The sequence below is a fragment of the Streptomyces diacarni genome (assembly GCF_003323715.1).
Classification (GTDB): domain Bacteria; phylum Actinomycetota; class Actinomycetes; order Streptomycetales; family Streptomycetaceae; genus Streptomyces; species Streptomyces diacarni.
On sequence record NZ_QOIN01000042.1, the window covers coordinates 1 to 18,921 of the forward strand.

Genomic DNA, 18,921 nt, shown 5'->3' on the forward strand with positions numbered 1-18,921 from the left:
GGTCGGGGTATCAACATATCTGGCGTTGACTTTTGGCACGCTGTTGAGTTCTCAAGGAACGGACGCTTCCTTCAAAACCGTCTCACGGGTTTCTCCGGACGTTTGCCCTTTCGGTGTCTCCGACTCTATCAGATCCGTTTCCCGGCCCGTTTCCGGTGCCGTTCTTCCGAATCAGATTCCCCTGTCGGCGGGGCGCCTTCCGGCTGGTCTCTACTTTAGAGCCTTTCCCCTCCGGCTCCAAATTGAGCCGGCCGCAGAAGAAATTCGGCATGCCGAAGAAACCCCTGCGAAGGGAGAGCGTGCTCTCGAAGTGGTACCCGCCGGAGTGGCGAAGAGAGTCGCCGCGAAACCAGGACGGCTTTGCGGCAACCCGATGAACCTTACGGACGGGTGACCTCCGTGTCAACTGTGAGCCCCGTCTCGGTCAACGGTCCCGCTCTTCCGCCCTGATCAGGTCCTTGTGGGACAGCCTCCCGTCCGTGAAGCAGAGGCGGTAGAGGAGGGAGTTGTCGAAGGTGCTGTGGCGCTGGAAGAGGCACTCGTCGGTGTGGGCCGGGTTCGGGGGCGCGCCGGGGGGCGTGACCTCCGCGTCGAACTCGTACGAGGGCAGGCGTGGGAGCACGGACGAGCGGGGCTCGCCGACGCGCAGTTCGCTGTAGGTGTGCTCGCCGAGTACGGACTCGTGGGAGGTGTAGAGCTGGTAGCCGTACATCAGTGCCGCCAGTACCGCAGTCGCGGAGGCCGGGATCCACAGGGCGTTCGCCATCCCGCGCCGTACCCGCCGGCGGGCTCTTGCGAGTTGTGCGCCGGAGCGGGTGGTGGGGGGCGCGGCGTCGGTTGCGGGTCGGGCCCGGGCGCTGGGGAGGTGGTCGGGGCCGAGCGGGAGCTGGGCCGTCACCTCGAAGCCCTCTGCCGACGTGAGGGGGCGTGCCCGGAAGGTGCCTCCGGCCTGACGTACGCGTTCGTCGAGGCTGATGAGCCCGGTGCCCGCGCCCGAGCCCACGCCCATGCCCGTTTCCCTTCCCGTGGCCGCACCCGTGTCCGCGGCCGCGTCCGTGCTCGCCGTCTTCCCTTCGTCCGCCTCCGTGCGGAGGCGGACGCCCGCCGCGGGCGCGCCATTCGTGACCGTCACGTACACGGCGGCCGGTTTCTTCCGTAGTAGGACGGTGATCGCCGCGCCCGGTGCGTGCTTGGTGGCGTTGGTGACGGCTTCCTGGACGACGCGGTGGACGGCCCGGTCGACGAGGGGCGGGAGCACCACCAAAGCGGCCTCGTCCTCGTTCTCGCCGTGCTTGCCGTCGGCCTCGCCGTGCTTGCCGTCGGCCTCGCCGTGCTTACCGTCCTCGCCGTGCTTACCGTCCTCGCCGTGCTTACCGTCCTCGCCGTGCTTACCGTCCTCGCCGTTGTCGCCGTCCTGGCGGAGGGTGATGGCGACGCCCGAGGCGGCGGTGCGGGCGACCAGGTCGGGGACGGTTTCGGCGGTGGGGGCCGTCGTGTCCTGGCGGAGCAGGCCGATGATCTGGCGGAGGCGTTCGGTGGCGTCGGCGGCGGCCTGGCGGAGCTCGGCGGCGGAGGCCCGGGCGGCGTCGTCCACACCTGGGGACACCTGGAGCGCGGCGGCGCGCACGGCGATGAGGCTGAGGTCGTGGCCGAGGGAGTCGTGCATGTCGCCGGCGATGCGGGAGCGTTCGCGCAGCCGTGCGCGGTCGGCGACGAGTTCGTGTTCGCGCTCCATGCGCGCTGCCAGGTCCCATCCTGTGGCCTGGAGTGCGTACTGCTGGCGGCGGAAGCGTCCCAGCAGCCAGGGGAGGACGGCGGCGAACAGGACGGTGCTGACGAGGGTGAACCAGTCCCACAGGCTGGCGCCGGGCAGGGTCAGGGCCAGGACGAGGCCGAGGGCGCACAGGGTGGCGGCGGCGGCGAGCGAGCGGCGTCCGTTCTCGGCGCGGCGCCCGAGGAGGAAGCTCAGGACGACGAGGGCGGGGCTGAAGGTGCTGGTGAACAGCTCGGGGGTGACGGCCAGCCCGAGGCCCGCGGGGACGGCCGCCGCCGCGAGGGGGGCGCGGCGGCTGAGGAACGCGGCGGCGGCCAGCAGCGGGGCCGCGGTCACCCGGAGCCAGACCGGGACCTCGCTCAGGACGGGGAGCGGGTAGGCGAGGAACAGCCACAGGGCGAGGTCGGCGAGCAGTGTGCGGCAGCGGGGGCGGCGGAGTGCGGCGGTGAAGCGGCCGAGGCCGGTGCGGGTGGGTGCGGCGTTCACGTGCGCCACGGTACGGGGGGGCCGCTGCGGGGCACACCTGACGAAAGTGGGGGAAGGCCGGGGACGATGGTGTACTGCTCGGCGCCCGGCGTGCTCCGTACGTTCCGGTGGCATGAACGAGGCGATAGTGCATGCGGTCGAGGGGTTCGTGAGTACGCCGTGGGTGTACGTGGCGCTGTTCGGGATCGCGATGCTGGACGGGTTCTTCCCCGTGGTGCCGAGCGAGACGTTGGTGATCACGCTGGGGGTGTTCGCCGCGGCGCAGGGGGATCCGGCGCTGTTCTGGGTGATCGTGGTGGCGGCGCTCGGCGCGTTCGCCGGCGACCACGTCTCGTACCTGATCGGGCGGCGCTCGGGGGCGCGGCTGACGGCGCGGCTGACGGAGGGGAGCCGCACCTGGCGGGCCTACGAGCGGGTGGGGCGGATGCTGACCGAGCGGGGCGGCCTCGTGCTGGTGGCGGCGCGCTACATTCCGGGCGGCCGGACGGCGGCCACGCTCACCACCGGCGCGACGGGTTTCCCGCGCCGGCTTTTCACGCGGTACGACGCCGTGGCCGTGGTGAGCTGGGCCTGCTATTCGGCGGGGCTGGGCTATGTGGGCGGAGCCGCGTTCGAGGAGACGCCGCTGTACGGGGTGGCGCTCGGGCTCGCGCTGGCCTTCACGATCACGCTGGTGCACGAGGGGGTGCGCGGCCTGCGGACGCGCGCCGGAGGCCAGGCCCGGTGCTTGCGCACTCCGCGCCCCGGGGCGCTTTCCGGCCGGAGGCCGGGGGAGCAGGCTGCTCACGCTCCGCGGGGCGGGCAACGCCCCTGAAGGGACACGGGGGACTGTGCGACCAGCCGCGACGGACGCGCGGTCCGCAGGCGACGTACAGGTGGCACCCTCTTTGGGGACCGCCGTCAGCCCCCGAGCTCGCGGCTGCGGTCGCGGGCGGCCTCGATGGCGTCGATGAAGGCGGCGCGGACGCGGTGGTTCTCCAGCTCGCGGATGGCGTTGATCGTCGTGCCGCCGGGCGAGGTGACGTTCTCGCGCAGGGTGACGGGGTGTTCGCCGCTGTCGCGGAGCATCGTGGCGGCGCCGACCGCGGCTTGGACGATCAGCTCGTGCGCCTTGTCGCGGGGCAGGCCGAGCTGGATGCCGGCGTCGGTCATGGCCTCGACGAGGAAGAAGAAGTAGGCGGGGCCCGAGCCGGAGAGGGCGGTGGCGGCGTCCTGCTGGCTCTCGGGGAGGCGGAGGGTCTTGCCGACGCCGCCGAAGATCTCCTCGGCGAGGGCGAGATGGGCCTCGGTGGCGTGGGTGCCGCCGGAGATGACGGACATGGCCTCGTCGACGAGGGCCGGGGTGTTGGCCATGACGCGGATGACGGGCGTGCCCTCGGTCAGCCGCTGTTCGAGGTAGCGGGTGGTGATGCCGGCGGCGCCGCTGATGACCAGCCGGTCGGCGGGCACGTGGGGGGCCAGCTCGTCCACGAGCGCGCCCATGTCCTGCGGCTTGGGCGTGAGGATGAGGGTGTCGGCCGCCTTGGCCGCCTCGGCGTTGCCGACCGGCTCGACGCCGTAGCGCTCCCGCAGTTCGGCCGCGCGTTCGGGGCGTCGTGTGGTGACCAGGAGGCGGGAGGGTGACCAGCCGCCTCGGAGCATTCCGGAGAGCAGGGCCTCTCCGATCTTGCCGGTGCCGAGGACCGCGACGTTCTGGGTGGTCATGGGTGGTTCACCTCGTGCCTCGTCGTGCTCATGCTCATGCTCGTCGTGCTCGTGCTCGTGCTCGTGCTCGTGCTCGTGCCTCGTCGTGCTGGTTGAGCCCGGCTGTGCCGGTGCCGGTCGTGACCGGTGGTGGCTCGTCACGAGGGCGTGGCCGAGCCGGGCCGTCCATCCTCCCACCGGGGCGGCTCACGCGGTGCGGCGGCGGAGGGTGGCGGCGCCGAGGGCGAGGACCAGGAGCGCGCTGCCGGCGACGATACCGAGGTCGCGGACGAAGTCTCCGGTGGCCTCGGTGTGGTGCAGGACCTCCGTCATGCCGTCGACGGCGTAGGACATGGGCAGCACGTTCGAGATGCCCTCCAGGACGGGCTGCATGCTGGAGCGGGGTGCGAACAGGCCGCACAGCAGGATCTGCGGAAAGATCATCGCGGGCATGAACTGGACGACCTGGAACTCGGAGGCGGCGAAGGCCGAGACGAACAGCCCGAGGGCGGTGCCCAGGAGCGCGTCGAGCAGGGCGACGAGGAGCAGCAGCCAGGGCGAGCCCGCGATGTCCAGGTCCAGGAACCAGATGGCGACGCCGGTGGCCAGGGCTGCCTGGACGACGGCCAGCAGGCCGAAGGCGAGCGCGTAGCCGACGATCAGGTCGCCCTTGCCCAGCGGCATGGACAGCAGGCGCTCCAGGGTGCCGGAGGTGCGCTCGCGGAGGGTGGCGATGGAGGTGACCAGGAACATCGTCACGAGCGGGAAGATGCCCAGCAGGGAGGAGCCGATGCTGTCGAAGGCGCGGCGGTCGGCGTCGAAGACGTAGTACAGCAGGACGAGCAGCAGGATCGGGACGAGCAGCAGCAGCGCGATCGTGCGGGGGTCGTGGCCGAGTTGGCGCAGGACGCGGCGCGCGGTGGCGAGCGTGCGGGAGGCGTTCATGGTGTCCCTCGCGGTCGGTCAGTGGGGTGCGGGTGGTGAGGGGGTGGGGCCTTCGGCGGCGCGGGCCGAGTCGACGAGGGCGAGGAAGGCGTCTTCGACGGTGTCGCTGCCGGTCTGTTCCCTGAGCGCCTGCGGGGTGTCGGCGGCCAGCAGCGTGCCGTCCCGTACGAGGAGCAGGTGTGCGCAGCGGTCCGCCTCGTCCATGACGTGGGAGGAGATCAGCAGGGTGGTGCCGTGGGCGGCGAGGCGGTGGAAGAGGTCCCATAGGTCGCGGCGGAGCACCGGGTCGAGGCCGACGGTGGGTTCGTCGAGCACCAGGAGTTCGGGGGCGCCGAGCAGGGCGACGGCCAGCGAGACGCGGGAGGCCTGGCCGCCGGAGAGGTTGCCCGCCAGGTCGTCGGCGTGCGAGGTGAGGTCGACGTCGGTGAGGGCCTGGGTGACGGCGGCGGCTCGGCGGGAGCGGGGGATGCCGAGGACGGCGGCGTAGTAGTCGAGGTTCTGGCGCGCGCTCAGGTCGCCGTAGACGGAGGGCGCCTGGGTGACGTAGCCGACGCGGGAGCGCAGCCCGGCCGATCCGGCGGGGCGGCCGAGGACGTCCAGGGTGCCGGTGACCTTGGCCTGGGTGCCGACGATCGCGCGGATGAGGGTGGATTTCCCGCTGCCGGAGGGGCCGAGGAGGCCGGTGACGGTGCCGGGGGCGACGTCGAAGGAGAGGGCGTCGAGGACGCGTCGGGTGCCGCGGACGACGGTGAGGCCGCGGGCATGGATGGCGGAATCGGCGGAATCGGCGGGAACACCGCCCGGCCCCGTGGGTTCCGCGGGGTCGGGGGGCGGTTGCGGCGGCGGTTTATTCATCACATGGTGAATTATGGGCCGGGCGGCACACGGGCGTCAAGAAACCGGGACGGGCACGGCGGTGCCCCGCCCGCCGCATGGCTCGCGGGCGGGGCACCGGGCAGGCGGGCGACGCGTACCGCCGCCGGCTCAGACCCTCTCCGGCTCCGGCCGCGCCAGCCGCTCGCCCCGGCCCGGTGCCCCCTGCCCCCGGTCGCGGCCCAAACGCGACGGCCACCAGATGCGGGGGCCGAGGTCCAGCGCCAGCGAGGGCACCAGCACCGTGCGGACGAGGAAGGTGTCCAGCAGAACGCCGAAGCCGACGAGGACGCCCAGCTGGGCCATCGAGACCAGCGGCATGGAGGCGATCACCGCGAAGGTGGCGGCCAGCACCACCCCCGCCGAGGTGATCACGCCGCCGGTGGAGGTGAGCCCGGCCAGCACCCCGGCGGCGTGGCCGCGGCGTCCGACCTCCTCGCGCACGCGGGTCATCAGGAAGATGTTGTAGTCGATGCCCAGGGCGACCAGGAAGACGAATCCCATCAGCGGGAGCGCGTTGTCCACCGCGGGGAAGCCCAGCAGGTGCTGGAAGATCAGTTGCGAGGCTCCCAGCGCGCCGAAGTAGGACAGCACCACCGTCGCCAGCAGGAGCAGCGGTGCGACCAGCGAGCGCAGCAGCGCGATCAGGACGAGCAGGACGACGGCGAGCACGACGGGGATGACGGTCTCCAGGTCGCTCCCGGCGGCTCTGCGGGTGTCCAGCGACTCGGCTGTCGTGCCGCCCACCAGCGCGTCGGCTCCCTCGACGGCGTGGACGGCGTTTCGCAGCCTGTCGACGGTGGCCTTGGCGGCGTCGCTGTCGGGGGCGTCCGCCAGGACGACGGCCAGCGAGGTCAGGTGCCCGTCGCTCGTGCGGTCCCGGGGTCTGACGGACTCGACGCCGTCGACGGCCAGCGCCGCGCCGCGCACCGCCTCGCGCGCGTCGGTGCGGACCACGACGGTGGCCGGGTCGGAGGCGCCCGAGGGGTAGTGCGCCGACAGCTTCTCCTGGGCCACCACCGACTCGGGCTTGTCCTGGTACATCTCCTCGTTGGTCAGGCCCATGGTCGCTCCTGTCGCGCTCAGCGCCAGCACGGCCGTCACACCGACCGCCATCAGCCACGACCAGCGCGGGCGGCGCGCCAGTACGGCGCCGACCCGGGACCAGACGGTGCGCGCCTGGCGCGGCGCCGTCCCGTGGCGCGGTACGAACGGCCAGAAGACCCAGCGCCCCGTCGCCACCAGCAGCGCGGGCAGCACCGTGACCATGGCGAGCAGGGCGCAGACGACACCGACAGCGCCGACCAGGCCCAGCGAGCGGGAGGAGTTGATGTCGGCGAGGGCCAGGCAGGCCAGGCCGGCGGCGACGGTGCCGGCCGAGGCGAGGATCGCGGGACCGGAGCGGCGCAGCGCGATCCGCATGGCGGCGTGCCGGTCGGCGTGGTGGTGGAGTTCCTCGCGGTAGCGGGCGATCAGCAGCAGCGCGTAGTCGGTGCCGACGCCGAACACCAGCACCATGAGGATGCCCGCGCTCTGCGGGTCGACGGGCAGCGCGGCGTACTTCGCCAGCAGATAGGTGGAGGCCTGGGTGAGCGCGGCGGCGAAGCCGACCGACAGCACGGGGAAGAGCCACAGCAGCGGGCTGCGGTAGGTGAGCAGGAGCAGCAGCGTGACGACGGCCCCGGTGGCCAGCATCAGGGTGGAGTCGAGGTTGTCGAAGACCTCGACGCTGTCGAGCAGCGATCCGGCGGGGCCGCCGACGGCGACGTCGAGACCTGGGGGCGCGTTGGCGGCGGCCACGCTGCGGATCTTCTCCAGGTCGTCGGTCATGTCGCCGTCCCCTGTCGTCAGGGGCACGACAAGCATCAGGGCCTTGCCGTCCTTCGAGGGGACGGGCCCGGTCAGCTTCTCGCCCCGCGCCACCAGCGGGGCGAACGCGGCGCGGTCGGCGCGCGCCTCGGCCGCGTCGGCCCGCGTGACGGCGGCGTCGCCGCGCGCGTAGACGGCGACCGCGGGGATGATCTCGTCCGCACCGCGGAACTTCTCCAGCGCGGTGTTGACCTGGGCCGACTCGGCGCCGCCCGGCAGAAAGGCGTTGGCGCTGCTGTCCTCGACCTCGGTGAGCTTGCCGGCCAGCGGCCCGAGCGCCAGGACGATCAGCAGCCAGACGGCCAAGACCAGCCACTTGCCGCGCCGGGCGCCGGGGACCGTGGCGAGACGGCGCGGCACGCGGGGCCCGCCGACGTCCGGCGGCGGGGAGTGAGCAGGCATGGGTACCCTCCATGGGGTGGGTGTGGGACGCGAGGGGTTCGCGGTGACGCACGCTCACGTGTACGGCCGGGAGTTGCCGCTCCCGGCCGTACGAGCGCCATAGGTGGGGTGGCGGGCCGGTTACTCGATCTCGCGCATCATCTTCTCCATCGAGGCGATCGACTGCCGCGCCTGCGTCAGCTCCTCGATGCTGCGGCGGTGCAGCTCAACGTTGTCCTCCAGCAGCTGCGCGTACTTGAGGGCCAGCTGCTTGTACTGCTGCTCCCGGGCCGCCAGCATCCGGGCCCGCCAGGTGGCGGCGAGCTGCCAGACCACGACGATCAGCAGGACGAAGACCCCGCCGGTGCCCAGCGCCGCGGCCCAGACGCCGGCCGGGTCGACCGGCGCGGCCACGGTCGTGAGGTGCTCGTTCACGTCGCTCTCTCTTTCTCGTCCGAGACCTGCTCGTCCGGCTCGGGGCCGGCTTCGTGCTGCTCCCCCGCGGTCTTGGCGGCCTGGTCCGTGAGGGTCCGCGCGGCCTCGGCGACGACCTGCGGGGTCAGCGCGTAGGCGAACGGGGACACCTCGAAGAACTTCATGGCCTTGCCGCTGTCCGACAGCTCCAGCGACCCGACCACCAGACCGGCCGCCTCCAGCCGCTGGAGGTGCATGTGCAGCAGCGGGCGGCTCATGCCGATCTCACGGGCGAGCCTGCTGACGTAGTTCCGGCCCTCGGCGAGTGCCGCGACGATCCGCATCCGGTGCGGGTTGCCGAGCGCTGCCAGGACCTTCAGCAGTTCGTCTCCTGTCGGGGTCTCGATCGCGCTCACCGCGACCCCTTCCTCTTGGGTGTAAGAAGAATCTGACACGTGGCGGAACGAGGTGTCGAGGCAACTGGTGCCTTGTCCGGGACAGTTCAGGGTTTCCCCTGACACGACTGCGGGAGGGCCCGGAGGACCCTCCCGCAGAAAGCGTGCTGACGTGTCCGCCTCAGCGCTCTGGTCAGCGCTTGCGCTTCTTCTTCCTCGCCGCCGGATTGCCCGTACGGGACTGCCGCTGCCGCGCATGGCGGGCCAGCGCCTCCTCGTACTCGGCCCGGTGCAGCCGCTCCCTGGGCGCCTCCACGCAGGTGCGCAGCGCGTAGGCGAGCAGCACGCCGATGAAGCCGATGATCCGGATGCTGCGCATCGACGACTCGGCCGACGCCTCCCGCTCGTCAGGGCGGCGGCCGTAGGAGGTCAGCGTCCGCGCGAACGCCATCGCGCTGCACACGGCGAACGCGACGACCAGCAGCACACTCGCCCAGCTGCCGATGTCGGCCACCACGACGCCCTGGTAGGCGAAGCGCAGCACGAAGGCGCCCGCCGCGGCCGCCAGCACCGCGCCGAGGCCGAGGCCGACGCGGCGCAGCGCGTAGCCGCCGGAGTGGTCGACCCAGGTGGTGCCGTAGAAGCGCAGCGGTTCGGGGGCCGGTTCGTCGGGTGTCTTCGGTTGCTGGGGCACGTTTCGATTATGACGCCACGGGTGTCCGGTCAGCGCCTGCCCCTGACCGCGGTCCGCGGGCTCACGGCGCGTGGTGGCCGGTCGCGCAGTTCCCCGCGCCCCTGACGGGGCGCGAACGCCTCAGCGCTCCAGCAGGGTCACGTCCCGCACCGCGCCGCGGTCGGCGCTGGTGGCCATGGCCGCGTAGGCGCGCAGCGCCGTGGAGACCTTGCGCTCGCGGGCCGCCGGGGCGTACCGGCCGCCCAGGGCCTCGCGCCGCGCGGCCAGCGTCTCCTCGTCCACGTCCAGCCGCATCTGCCGCCGGGGGATGTCGATGACGACGGCGTCGCCGTCCTGAACCAGCGCGATGGCGCCGCCGCCCGCCGCCTCCGGCGAGATGTGGCCGATCGACAGGCCCGACGTACCGCCCGAGAAGCGGCCGTCGGTGATCAGCGCGCAGGCCTTGCCCAGGCCCCGGCCCTTGAGGAAGGAGGTCGGGTAGAGCATCTCCTGCATGCCGGGGCCGCCCTTGGGGCCCTCGTAGCGGATGACGACGACGTCGCCCTCCTTGACCGTCTTGTCCAGGATCTTCTGGACGGCCTCCTCCTGCGACTCGCACACGACGGCGGGCCCGGTGAAGGTCAGGATCGACTCGTCCACACCCGCGGTCTTCACCACGCAGCCGTTCTCGGCGAGGTTGCCGTACAGCACCGCCAGGCCGCCCTCCGCCGAGTAGGCGTGCTCGACGTCGCGGATGCAGCCGCCGGCCGCGTCCACGTCCAGGGACTCCCACCGCTCCGACTGCGAGAACGCCTCGGCCGAGCGGACGCAGCCCGGCGCCGCGTGGAAGAGCTCCAGCGCCTCGGCCGACGGCGATCCTCCGCGGATGTCCCACGTCTTGAGCCACTCGGCGAGCGAGTCGGCGTGCACGGTGCGCACGTCCTCGTTCAGCAGCCCGCCCCGGTACAGCTCGCCCAGGATGGCGGGGATGCCGCCGGCGCGGTGCACGTCCTCCATGTAGTACGTGCCGCCGGGGGCGACGTTGGGGGCGACCTTGGCCAGGCAGGGCAGCTTGCGGGAGAGCTGGTCGATGTCGTGCATCGTGAAGTCCAGCTCGGCCTCCTCGGCGGCCGCCAGCAGGTGCAGGATCGTGTTGGTGGAGCCGCCCATGGCGATGTCGAGGGCCATGGCGTTCTCGAAGGCGGCGCGGGAGCCGACGGTGCGCGGCAGGACCGTCGCGTCGTCCTGGTCGTAGTAGCGCCGGGCGGCCTCCACGACCGTGCGGCCCGCCGTCTCGTACAGCTCCCTGCGTGCCGTGTGGGTGGCCAGCGTCGAGCCGTTGCCCGGCAGGGCCAGGCCGAGGGCCTCGGTGAGGCAGTTCATCGAGTTGGCGGTGAACATGCCCGAACAGGAGCCGCAGGTCGGACAGGCGTTCTGCTCGATGCGCAGGATGTCCTCGTCGGAGACCTTGTCGTTGGCCGCCTCCGACATCGCGTCGACCAGGTCCAGCTTGCGGACCGTCCCGTTGACCAGCGTGGTCTCGCCGGCCTCCATGGGGCCGCCGGAGACGAAGACCGTGGGCACGTTCAGCCGCATCGCGGCCATCAGCATCCCCGGGGTGATCTTGTCGCAGTTGGAGATGCAGATCAGCGCGTCCGCGCAGTGCGCCTCGACCATGTACTCGACCGAGTCGGCGATCAGGTCGCGGGACGGCAGCGAGTAGAGCATGCCGCCGTGGCCCATCGCGATGCCGTCGTCCACCGCGATCGAGTTGAACTCGCGCGGGATGCCGCCCGCCGCCTTGACCGCCTCGCTGACGATGCGGCCGACCGGCTGCAGGTGGGTGTGGCCCGGCACGAACTCGGTGAAGCTGTTGGCCACCGCCACGATCGGCTTGCCGAAGTCCTCACGCGCTACGCCGGACGCCTGCATGAGGGCGCGTGCCCCCGCCATGTTGCGTCCGTGGGTGACGGTGCGGGACCTCAGCTCGGGCATGGCTGCCTCTCCCTTTGCATGCGCTGGCAGCGCCGAAGGCGCCACCGAAACAACTCGTAGAAGAATCGAGGGTACGCCTCCGGCTCAAGATCCGGACACGGAGTCCGGATCCTGGACGAACCCGCCGCGCGAAGCGGCCCCGGCGTCCCCGCCCGGAGCCGCCCCCGCGCCCTCGCGTGTGCCCCCGTGCGGAGCCGGGCCCGTGAGGTGCTGCTGGACGACCGGCGCCAGCCGGCCGATCACGGCGGAGACGGGCTCAGAGGCCAGCGGTTCCAGCCGGATGACGTAGCGCAGGATCGCCGTCCCCACCAGCTGCGCCGCCGCCAGGTTCACCCGCAGCCGCGCGTCGGCCTCCCCCAGGCTCGCCGCCACCCGCGCGACCAGGTGGCGGCTCAGCAACTCGCGGAAGACGGCGGCGGCCCGCTCGTTGTTGACCGCCGAGCGGACGATGGCCAGCACGGGCTCCCGAGTGCCGTGGTCCTCCCACATGCCCAGGAACGTGCGGGTGACCGCCTCGCCCACCTCCCCGGGCGCCGCCCCCTCGATGAGGCCGGGGACGGCCAGCGCCGGCGCGAGGGCGCCCTCCACGGCCGCCGCGAACACCTGTTCCTTGGTGCCGAAGTAGTGGTGCACCAGCGCCGCGTCCACCCCGGCACCGCGTGCGATGGCCCGCACGGACGCCTTGTCGTACCCGCGCTCGGCGAACTCGCCCCGCGCCGAGGCCAGGATCAGCTCGCGCGTGCCGGGCCCGTCCTCGCCACCGCGCCGCGTCGGGCGGCCCCGCCCGCGCGGCGCCGGAGAGGCGTCTCCGGCGGGCTCGGCGGGGTCCTCGGGCGCGCTCACGTGTCCCCCCGGCGGGGAGCGGCGGACTGACCGGCTTCCGGGTCCGCCGGGGTGCGCCCGGCGTCCGGTCCCGCACCCGGACGCGCGGGGCCCGGGGCGGCGAGGTGGAGGCGGGTGTAGGCGAGCGCCTCCGCCAGGTCCTCCTCGCGCTCGGCCGCCGACATGGCGCGGCGCGTGTTGACCTCCACGACCACGTGACCGTCGAACCCGCGCGCCGCCAGCCGCTCCAGTACCTGCGCACACGGCTGCGAACCGCGCCCGGGAACGAGGTGCTCGTCCTTGGCGGAGCCGTTGCCGTCGGCGATGTGGACGTGACCGAGCCGGTCGCCCATCCGCTCCACCATCGCCAGGGTGTCGTTGCGCGCGGTGGCCGTGTGCGAGAGGTCGATGGTGAAGTGCCGGTAGTCGTTCTGGGTGGGGTCCCAGTCGGGGGCGTAGGCGAGCATCTCGCGGTCCCGGTAGCGCCAGGGGTACATGTTCTCGACGGCGAACCGCACGTCGGTCTCGTCCGCCATCCGCCACACGCCGCGCTCGAACTCGCGCGCGTAGGTGCGCTGCCAGCGGAAGGGCGGGTGCACGACGACGGTGGAGGCGCCCAGCGTCTCCGCCGCGGCCCTGGCCCGCACCAGCTTCTCCCAGGGATCCTTGGCCCACACGCGCTGGGTGATGAGCAGACACGGGGCGTGCACGGCCAGGATCGGGACGCCGTGGAAGTCCGAGAGGCGGCGCAGCGCGTCCACGTCCTGGCTGACCGGATCGGTCCAGACCATGACCTCGACGCCGTCGTAGCCGAGGCGCCCGGCGATCTCGAACGCCGCGGCCGTCGACTCCGGGTACACCGAGGCCGTCGACAGGGCGACCTTCGCCTGGGGAACCCGCACGCTTTCGATGCCCACCCGGCCACCCTAAGCGCGTGCCGCTCCCCGCGAGGGAGCCGCCCACTGGGAGCCCGCTCACACACCGGGGTCCGCGGGGCGACGGGCCGCGCCGTGCGGGTGCTCAGCGGGCCGGGAGTCGGAGGGCCGGGGAGTCAGACGGCCGGGAGGCGGTCGAGGCGGCGCAGGATGACGCCCTCGCGCAGCGCCCAGGGGCAGATCTCCAGCGCGTCGACGCGGAAGAGGTCCATGGCGGCCTCCGCGACGAGGGCACCGGCCAGCAGCTGATGGGCCCGGCCCTCGGAGACACCGGGCAGCCCCGCGCGCTCCTCGGCGGGCATCGCGGCCAGCTTGGGCACCCACTCCTGGAGGCAGCTGCGGCTGAGCGTGCGCTGCGCGTACGGTCCTTCCGCGCTGCGCTGCGCGCCCGCCATGCGCGCGAGCTGCTTGAACGTCTTGGAGGTGGCCACCACGCGGTCGGGCGGGCTGAGCCGGTTGAAGTCCCCGACCGTGCGCGCGATCTCGGCCCGTACGTGACGGCGCAGCGCCCGCACGTCCGCCGCCTCCGGCGGATCCCCCGGCAGCCAGCCCGCGGTGAGCCGTCCCGCCCCCAGCGGCAGCGACACCGCCGCGTCCGGATCCTCGTCCAGCCCGTAGGCGATCTCCAGCGACCCGCCACCGATGTCGAGCACCAGCAGCCGCCCGGCCGACCAGCCGAACCAGCGCCGCACCGCCAGGAACGTCAGCCGGGCCTCGTCGGCGCCGGAGAGCACCTCCAGCTTGACGCCGGTCTCCTCGGCGACACGGGCGAGCGCCTGCTCGGCGTTGGCCGCCTCGCGCACGGCGGACGTCGCGAACGGCAGCAGCGCCTCGACGCCCTTCTCCTCGGAGACCTCCAGCGCCTCGGCGACGGTGACGGCCATCCTCTCCACGCCCTCGTGGCTGATGGACCCGTCGGCCTCCAGCAGCTCGGCGAGCTTGAGCGCCGCCTTGTGCGAGTACGCGGGCAGGGGGCGGGCGCCGGGGTGCGCGTCCACCACGAGCAGGTGGACCGTGTTCGACCCCACATCGAGGACACCGAGTCTCATACCCAGCACGCTAGCGGCTGCGCCGCGTCCGCCGACGGGGAGCGGCGTACCGGCGGGCGGGCGTAAGCCCCGTACGCTGGTCGGTGTGGGTATGACGAAAGCGGCGAAGCAGCAGAAGCAGGGCGGCGCACGCGGGGCGCAGGACCCGGCGGCCGAGAAGCCGGCCGTGGGCGCGGCACGGGATGAGGAGGTCGCCCTCGATTTCACCCGCGCCTGGGTCGAGTTCCCCGACCCGGCCGACGACGAACAGGTCTTCCGCTGCGACCTGACCTGGCTGACCTCCCGGTGGAACTGCCTGTTCGGCAACGGCTGCCAGGGCATCACCGAGGGCCGCGCCGAAGATGGCTGCTGCACCCTCGGCGCCCACTTCTCCGACGAGGAGGACGAGGAGCGTGTCGCCTCCCACGTGGCGCGGCTCACACCCGAGATGTGGCAGCACCACGACGTCGGCACCGGCGCGCTGGGCTGGGCGGAGGTCAACGAGGAGGGCGAGCGCCAGACGCGGCGCTGGAAGGGCGCCTGCATCTTCCACAACCGCGCCGGCTTCGAGGGCGGCTCGGGATGCGCACTGCACCTGCTCGCCCTGCGCGAGGGCCGCGAACCGCTGGAGACCAAGCCCGACGTGTGCTGGCAGGTACCGATCCGGCGCACCTACGAGTGGGTCGAACTGCCCGACGGCGAGGAAGTGCTCTACGTCTCGATCGGCGAGTACGACCGCCGCGGCTGGGGCGGCGGCGGACACGACCTGCACTGGTGGTGCACGGCGGCACCGTCCGCACACGGCGCGGGCCGGCCCGTCTACCTCTCCTACCGCGCCGAGTTGACCGAACTCATGGGCAAGGCCGCCTACGAGCACCTGGCCGAACTGTGCGCACAGCGGCTGGCCCACCAGCTCCCCCTGATGGCCCCCCACCCGGCGACCGAGGCCCACGCCTCCACCGCCCGCACGGCGGAGCAGTCCGCGGCGGAGCAGAACACGACGGAGCAGGACTCCCTGTCGCTGTGACACCGCCGCGTCGGCACCCCGTGCCGTCACCGCGCCGCGCCGGGACTCCACCGCACGGTGACGCCCTCACGACGGTGAACCGGCCTCGGTGGGTGTCGCGGACGGGCTGACCGTCTCCGTCGGCGTGGGAGTCGGCGCCGGCGTCGTCTCCGTCGGGGTGGGTGTCGGTGCGGGCGACGCCGGAGAGGCCGGCGCACCCGGAATCCCCCCGGGGGCGGGTACGCCCGGCACGGACGACGGAGGCCCGGGCGCCGAGGACGTTGGCGGAGGCGCGTACCCACGACCGCCCGCCGTCGTACCGACAGCCGAGGGCAGGACACCCCCGGGGCCCGTCCGCCGGTGCTTGCCCACCGCCCCGCCCGCTCGCTTGCCAGGTTCGGACGCGCGGCGATGATGCCCGTCGCCCCCCGCGTGGCGGCCCCTGGGCCCCCAGGTGCCCTCGCGCTGCGGCCGGGGAGCACCGGCGCTCCCCCGTGGCTGCTCGGGAGCGGCGGCGGAACGCTCCGCCTGGGGCTCGCCGCCGTCCTGCCCGCCCCGGTAGGCGGCCCAGGCGGCGAACACCGGCGCGGCCACCACGGCCGTGACGACCGTCGAGGTGAGCACCCGCGCCCGCAGCCGCTCGCGCCGCGCCGCACGGTTCCGCTCGCGCACGGGGAAACCGGCGCGGTCGAAACGCGGTGCCCGCTGGGCGCGCGCGCAGTGGGCCAGCTCCACCGCCGCGTACACCGCGGAGCGCGGAGCGGCGACCACGGCCAGCGCTGCGGAGGCCGGCGCGGTACCCGGCCACGAGACGCCCGCCATGGCGCGCTCGGCGGCGCGCCGGCACTGCGGGCACTCGTCCACGTGCCGCACCAGTTCGCGGCGGAGCGCCGAGCCCATCAGCAGCCGGTCGTCCCCGGCGAGCCGGGCCACGGCGGCGCAGCCGCCGGACTCGACGACGTGCAGCGCGGCACGGGTGCGTTCCACCTCGCAGGCCGCGTTCATCAGCAGGTCCTCGGCGGCGTCGGCCGGCATCGCGAGGACCGCCGCGATCTGCGCGGGCGGCAGACCGTGCCTGACGGACAGCTCCAGCGCCTCCCGCTGCGCGGGGGACGTGCCCGCCGCCTCCGGCCAGGCCAGCGCGGCCAGTTCGCTCCGCTGCCGCACCCGGGCCGCCTCGTCGAGCAGTTCCCGCCCCGTGGCGGCGGGGGACGCGGGAACGGACGCGCCACCGTGGGCCACCCCGCGACCCGCGGCGGCGGATCCGCCGCCGGCCGGCGTTCCCTCGCGGCCGTCGGCCCTGGCCCCGGCCCTCCCCTTGGCCTTCTGTTCGGCGAGCCGGCGGGAGCACGCCCACCTGGCGAGCGCGTAGAGCCAGGGACGGCGCAGGTGTTCGGCCTCGGGAGCACGGCCCCTGGCGTGCTGGCGGTCGGCGAGCACGAGCGTCTCCCCGAGCGCGAGCAGGGCGGCTTCGTGCTCGCACAGAACGGACAGACAGTAGGTGAACAGGCCGTCCAGATACGCGTCGTCGCGCCGCGCGGCGGTGCCGTCGGCACGACGGTGCGTCGTCCTTTCCACTCGGTGCGCTGGCGGTGCGCCGGTGGGGTTCCTGGGGTGCTCGCGCCTGCTCGTCTTCACCCCGGCGACGGTAGGCGGATGATGGCGCTTTACTGGACCCCTCTGCGAGGGATTACTACCTTCGGGTGATGTTGTCCTCCAAAAGAGGACAGGCGCCTCGGGTTTGGCGACAACAACGTCACAAAGAGCGCACAGGGGGCGCACGGCCCCGGCCCGGCCGACCGCGCGCGGCCCCGCCGCCCCGCGGATCCACCACCGCGCGGCCCGCCGCCTCGCGGGCCGCGTCCGGCCGGCCAGGACCCGCTGTCGGTGGACGTCGGTACCGTGACCGTCATGGCCACCCGTAAAACCTCCGCGAAGGACCGTCCCACCTACCGCTGCACCGAATGCGGTTGGCAGACCGCCAAGTGGCTGGGGCGCTGCCCCGAGTGCCACGCCTGGGGCACCGTCGAGGAGGCGGGCGGAAGCCCGGCGGTCCGCACCACCGCACCGGGCCGCGTCTCCGCGCCCGCCCTGCCCATCGGCCAGGTCGACGGCAGGCAGGCGACGGCACGCGGCACGGGCGTGCCCGAGCTGGACAGAGTGCTGGGCGGCGGCCTGGTGCCCGGCGCCGTGGTGCTGCTGGCCGGGGAGCCGGGGGTCGGCAAGTCCACGCTGCTGCTGGACGTGGCGGCCAAGGCGGCCGACGACGACCACCGCACCCTCTACGTCACGGGCGAGGAGTCCGCGGGCCAGGTGCGGCTGCGCGCCGACCGCATCGGCGCCCTCAGCGACCACCTGTATCTGACAGCCGAGACGGACCTGTCCGCGATCCTGGCCCACCTCGACGAGGTGAAGCCCTCCCTGCTGGTGCTGGACTCGGTGCAGACGGTGGCCTCTCCCGAGATCGACGGCGCCCCCGGCGGTGTCGCGCAGGTGCGGGAGGTGGCGGGCGCGCTGATCCGCGCGTCCAAGGAGCGCGGCATGTCCACGCTGCTGGTCGGCCACGTCACCAAGGACGGCGCCATCGCCGGACCCCGCCTGCTGGAGCACCTGGTGGACGTCGTCCTGCACTTCGAGGGCGACCGGCACGCGCGGCTGCGGCTGGTGCGCGGGGTGAAGAACCGGTACGGGGCGACCGACGAGGTCGGCTGCTTCGAACTGCACGACGAGGGCATCACAGGGCTGGCCGACCCCTCGGGCCTGTTCCTGACCCGCCGCGACGAGCCGGTGCCCGGCACCTGTCTGACGGTGACGCTGGAGGGCCGCCGCCCCCTGGTCGCCGAGGTCCAGGCGCTCACCGTCGACACGCAGATCCCCTCCCCGCGGCGGACGACCTCGGGGCTGGAGAACTCGCGGGTGTCGATGATGCTGGCCGTCCTGGAGCAGCGGGGCCGGATCAACGCGCTGGGCAAACGGGACATCTACAGCGCGACGGTCGGCGGGGTGCGGCTGTCGGAACCGGCGGCGGACCTCGCGGTGGCTCTCGCGCTCGCCAGCGCCGCAGGGGACACCCCGCTGCCGAAGAACCTGGTGGCGATCGGCGAGGTCGGCCTGGCGGGCGAGGTCCGCCGGGTGACGGGCGTCCAGCGGCGGCTGTCGGAGGCCGCGCGCCTCGGCTTCACGCACGCCCTGGTGCCCGGCGATCCGGGGCGGGTGCCCGAGGGGATGCGAGTGCTGGAGGTCGCCGACATCGGTGAGGCCCTGCGGGTGCTGCCGGCCCGCCCTGCGCGCTCGGGCGCGGCCGCCGCCACGGGCTGAGCCGGCGCCGGCGGCTCAGCCGACTCAGCGGGCTCCGGCGGGCCGGACGCTCCCCGCCGGCTCAGCCTGCTCCGGCGGCTCAGCCTGCTCCGGTGGGCCGGGCGTCCCGCCCCGGATCCCGTCCCCGGGTACCCGGCGCCTCCCGGGCGCCCGCCCGTGCCATCGCCCTCCCGCCGGGCCGTCGGACCCGCCCCCTCACACGCCGCGAGGGGCACTCCCCGGTGCGCCGGTAGACTTTGCCCCGGTCTCGACCAACCACGAGCACCACGGGGGCTGTGCGCACCGTCGCGACGCGGTCGCGGCGAGGGGGGAACGGCACGGTGT

General features: G+C 73.6%; 16 protein-coding genes. 3 read left to right on the forward strand and 13 right to left on the reverse strand.

The genetic code is table 11. The features are described from left to right. Positions 1 to 424: 424 nt before the first annotated feature. Positions 425 to 2,260 carry a sensor histidine kinase gene (locus DTL70_RS34770; protein ID WP_281278676.1) on the reverse strand — a complete coding sequence of 612 codons (1,836 nt, stop codon included), beginning with the start codon at positions 2,258 to 2,260 and terminating at the stop codon, positions 425 to 427. A gap of 112 nt (positions 2,261 to 2,372) precedes the next feature. On the opposite strand from DTL70_RS34770, the gene DTL70_RS12520 reads away from it, so the two are divergent. Beyond that, positions 2,373 to 3,074, forward strand: a complete 702-nt coding sequence (locus DTL70_RS12520; protein ID WP_114021996.1) for a DedA family protein — start codon at positions 2,373 to 2,375, stop codon at positions 3,072 to 3,074. 86 nt (positions 3,075 to 3,160) lie between these two features. Here DTL70_RS12520 and proC read toward each other — a convergent pair whose 3' ends face one another. From proC to DTL70_RS12575, 11 genes are all read right to left on the reverse strand, one after another. Then, positions 3,161 to 3,964, reverse strand: a complete 804-nt coding sequence (proC, locus tag DTL70_RS12525) for a pyrroline-5-carboxylate reductase (RefSeq protein ID WP_114021997.1) — start codon at positions 3,962 to 3,964, stop codon at positions 3,161 to 3,163. A gap of 186 nt (positions 3,965 to 4,150) precedes the next feature. Next, complete coding sequence (locus tag DTL70_RS12530; protein WP_114021998.1) at positions 4,151 to 4,888, reverse strand: ABC transporter permease; 738 nt, start codon at positions 4,886 to 4,888, stop codon at positions 4,151 to 4,153. Between the two features lie 18 nt (positions 4,889 to 4,906). After that, positions 4,907 to 5,743, reverse strand: coding sequence for an ABC transporter ATP-binding protein (locus tag DTL70_RS12535; RefSeq protein WP_114021999.1), 837 nt, complete (start codon positions 5,741 to 5,743; stop codon positions 4,907 to 4,909). A gap of 129 nt (positions 5,744 to 5,872) precedes the next feature. Then, entirely contained in the window at positions 5,873 to 8,032 is a 2,160-nt protein-coding gene (locus tag DTL70_RS12540) for an MMPL family transporter (RefSeq protein ID WP_114022000.1), read from the reverse strand. Between the two features lie 120 nt (positions 8,033 to 8,152). Beyond that, complete coding sequence (locus DTL70_RS12545) at positions 8,153 to 8,446, reverse strand: hypothetical protein (protein WP_114022001.1); 294 nt, start codon at positions 8,444 to 8,446, stop codon at positions 8,153 to 8,155. Beyond that, positions 8,443 to 8,841: an ArsR/SmtB family transcription factor gene (locus tag DTL70_RS12550; protein ID WP_114022002.1), complete on the reverse strand. Its 399-nt coding sequence runs from the start codon at positions 8,839 to 8,841 to the stop codon at positions 8,443 to 8,445. Before DTL70_RS12550 ends, DTL70_RS12545 begins: the two co-directional genes overlap by 4 nt. Before the next feature lie 172 nt (positions 8,842 to 9,013). Next, positions 9,014 to 9,514 (reverse strand): hypothetical protein, encoded by a 501-nt coding sequence (locus DTL70_RS12555; protein ID WP_114022003.1) that lies wholly within the window; start codon positions 9,512 to 9,514, stop codon positions 9,014 to 9,016. Between the two features lie 120 nt (positions 9,515 to 9,634). After that, a complete protein-coding gene (gene ilvD / locus DTL70_RS12560; protein WP_114022004.1) occupies positions 9,635 to 11,488 on the reverse strand; it encodes a dihydroxy-acid dehydratase in 1,854 nt (617 codons plus the stop codon). An 84-nt stretch (positions 11,489 to 11,572) separates the two neighbouring features. Then, complete coding sequence (locus tag DTL70_RS12565) at positions 11,573 to 12,331, reverse strand: TetR/AcrR family transcriptional regulator (RefSeq protein WP_114022005.1); 759 nt, start codon at positions 12,329 to 12,331, stop codon at positions 11,573 to 11,575. Continuing rightward, positions 12,328 to 13,227: a sugar phosphate isomerase/epimerase family protein gene (locus DTL70_RS12570; protein WP_245979328.1), complete on the reverse strand. Its 900-nt coding sequence runs from the start codon at positions 13,225 to 13,227 to the stop codon at positions 12,328 to 12,330. Before DTL70_RS12570 ends, DTL70_RS12565 begins: the two co-directional genes overlap by 4 nt. A 134-nt stretch (positions 13,228 to 13,361) precedes the next feature. Beyond that, positions 13,362 to 14,294, reverse strand: a complete 933-nt coding sequence (locus DTL70_RS12575; protein ID WP_114022006.1) for a Ppx/GppA family phosphatase — start codon at positions 14,292 to 14,294, stop codon at positions 13,362 to 13,364. Between the two features lie 85 nt (positions 14,295 to 14,379). On the opposite strand from DTL70_RS12575, the gene DTL70_RS12580 reads away from it, so the two are divergent. After that, complete coding sequence (locus DTL70_RS12580) at positions 14,380 to 15,300, forward strand: DUF3109 family protein (protein WP_114022007.1); 921 nt, start codon at positions 14,380 to 14,382, stop codon at positions 15,298 to 15,300. Positions 15,301 to 15,366: 66 nt separating this feature from the next. On the opposite strand, the gene DTL70_RS12585 is transcribed toward DTL70_RS12580, so the two are convergent. Continuing rightward, entirely contained in the window at positions 15,367 to 16,917 is a 1,551-nt protein-coding gene (locus DTL70_RS12585; protein ID WP_245979329.1) for a hypothetical protein, read from the reverse strand. Between the two features lie 273 nt (positions 16,918 to 17,190). Between DTL70_RS12585 and radA the strand changes: the two genes are divergently transcribed. After that, positions 17,191 to 18,597, forward strand: coding sequence for a DNA repair protein RadA (gene radA / locus DTL70_RS12590; RefSeq protein WP_114022236.1), 1,407 nt, complete (start codon positions 17,191 to 17,193; stop codon positions 18,595 to 18,597). The last annotated feature ends 324 nt before the right edge of the window (positions 18,598 to 18,921 follow it).

Excerpts from the sequence above, each read along its gene's own strand:
- DTL70_RS12520 (WP_114021996.1), top strand. The coding sequence starts at position 2,373 with ATGAACGAGGCGATAGTGCATGCGGTCGAGGGGTTCGTGAGTACGCCG.
- proC (WP_114021997.1), bottom strand. The coding sequence starts at position 3,964 with ATGACCACCCAGAACGTCGCGGTCCTCGGCACCGGCAAGATCGGAGAG.
- DTL70_RS12530 (WP_114021998.1), bottom strand. The coding sequence starts at position 4,888 with ATGAACGCCTCCCGCACGCTCGCCACCGCGCGCCGCGTCCTGCGCCAA.
- DTL70_RS12535 (WP_114021999.1), bottom strand. The coding sequence starts at position 5,743 with ATGAATAAACCGCCGCCGCAACCGCCCCCCGACCCCGCGGAACCCACG.
- DTL70_RS12540 (WP_114022000.1), bottom strand. The coding sequence starts at position 8,032 with ATGCCTGCTCACTCCCCGCCGCCGGACGTCGGCGGGCCCCGCGTGCCG.
- ilvD (WP_114022004.1), bottom strand. The coding sequence starts at position 11,488 with ATGCCCGAGCTGAGGTCCCGCACCGTCACCCACGGACGCAACATGGCG.
- DTL70_RS12575 (WP_114022006.1), bottom strand. The coding sequence starts at position 14,294 with ATGAGACTCGGTGTCCTCGATGTGGGGTCGAACACGGTCCACCTGCTC.
- radA (WP_114022236.1), top strand. The coding sequence starts at position 17,191 with ATGGCCACCCGTAAAACCTCCGCGAAGGACCGTCCCACCTACCGCTGC.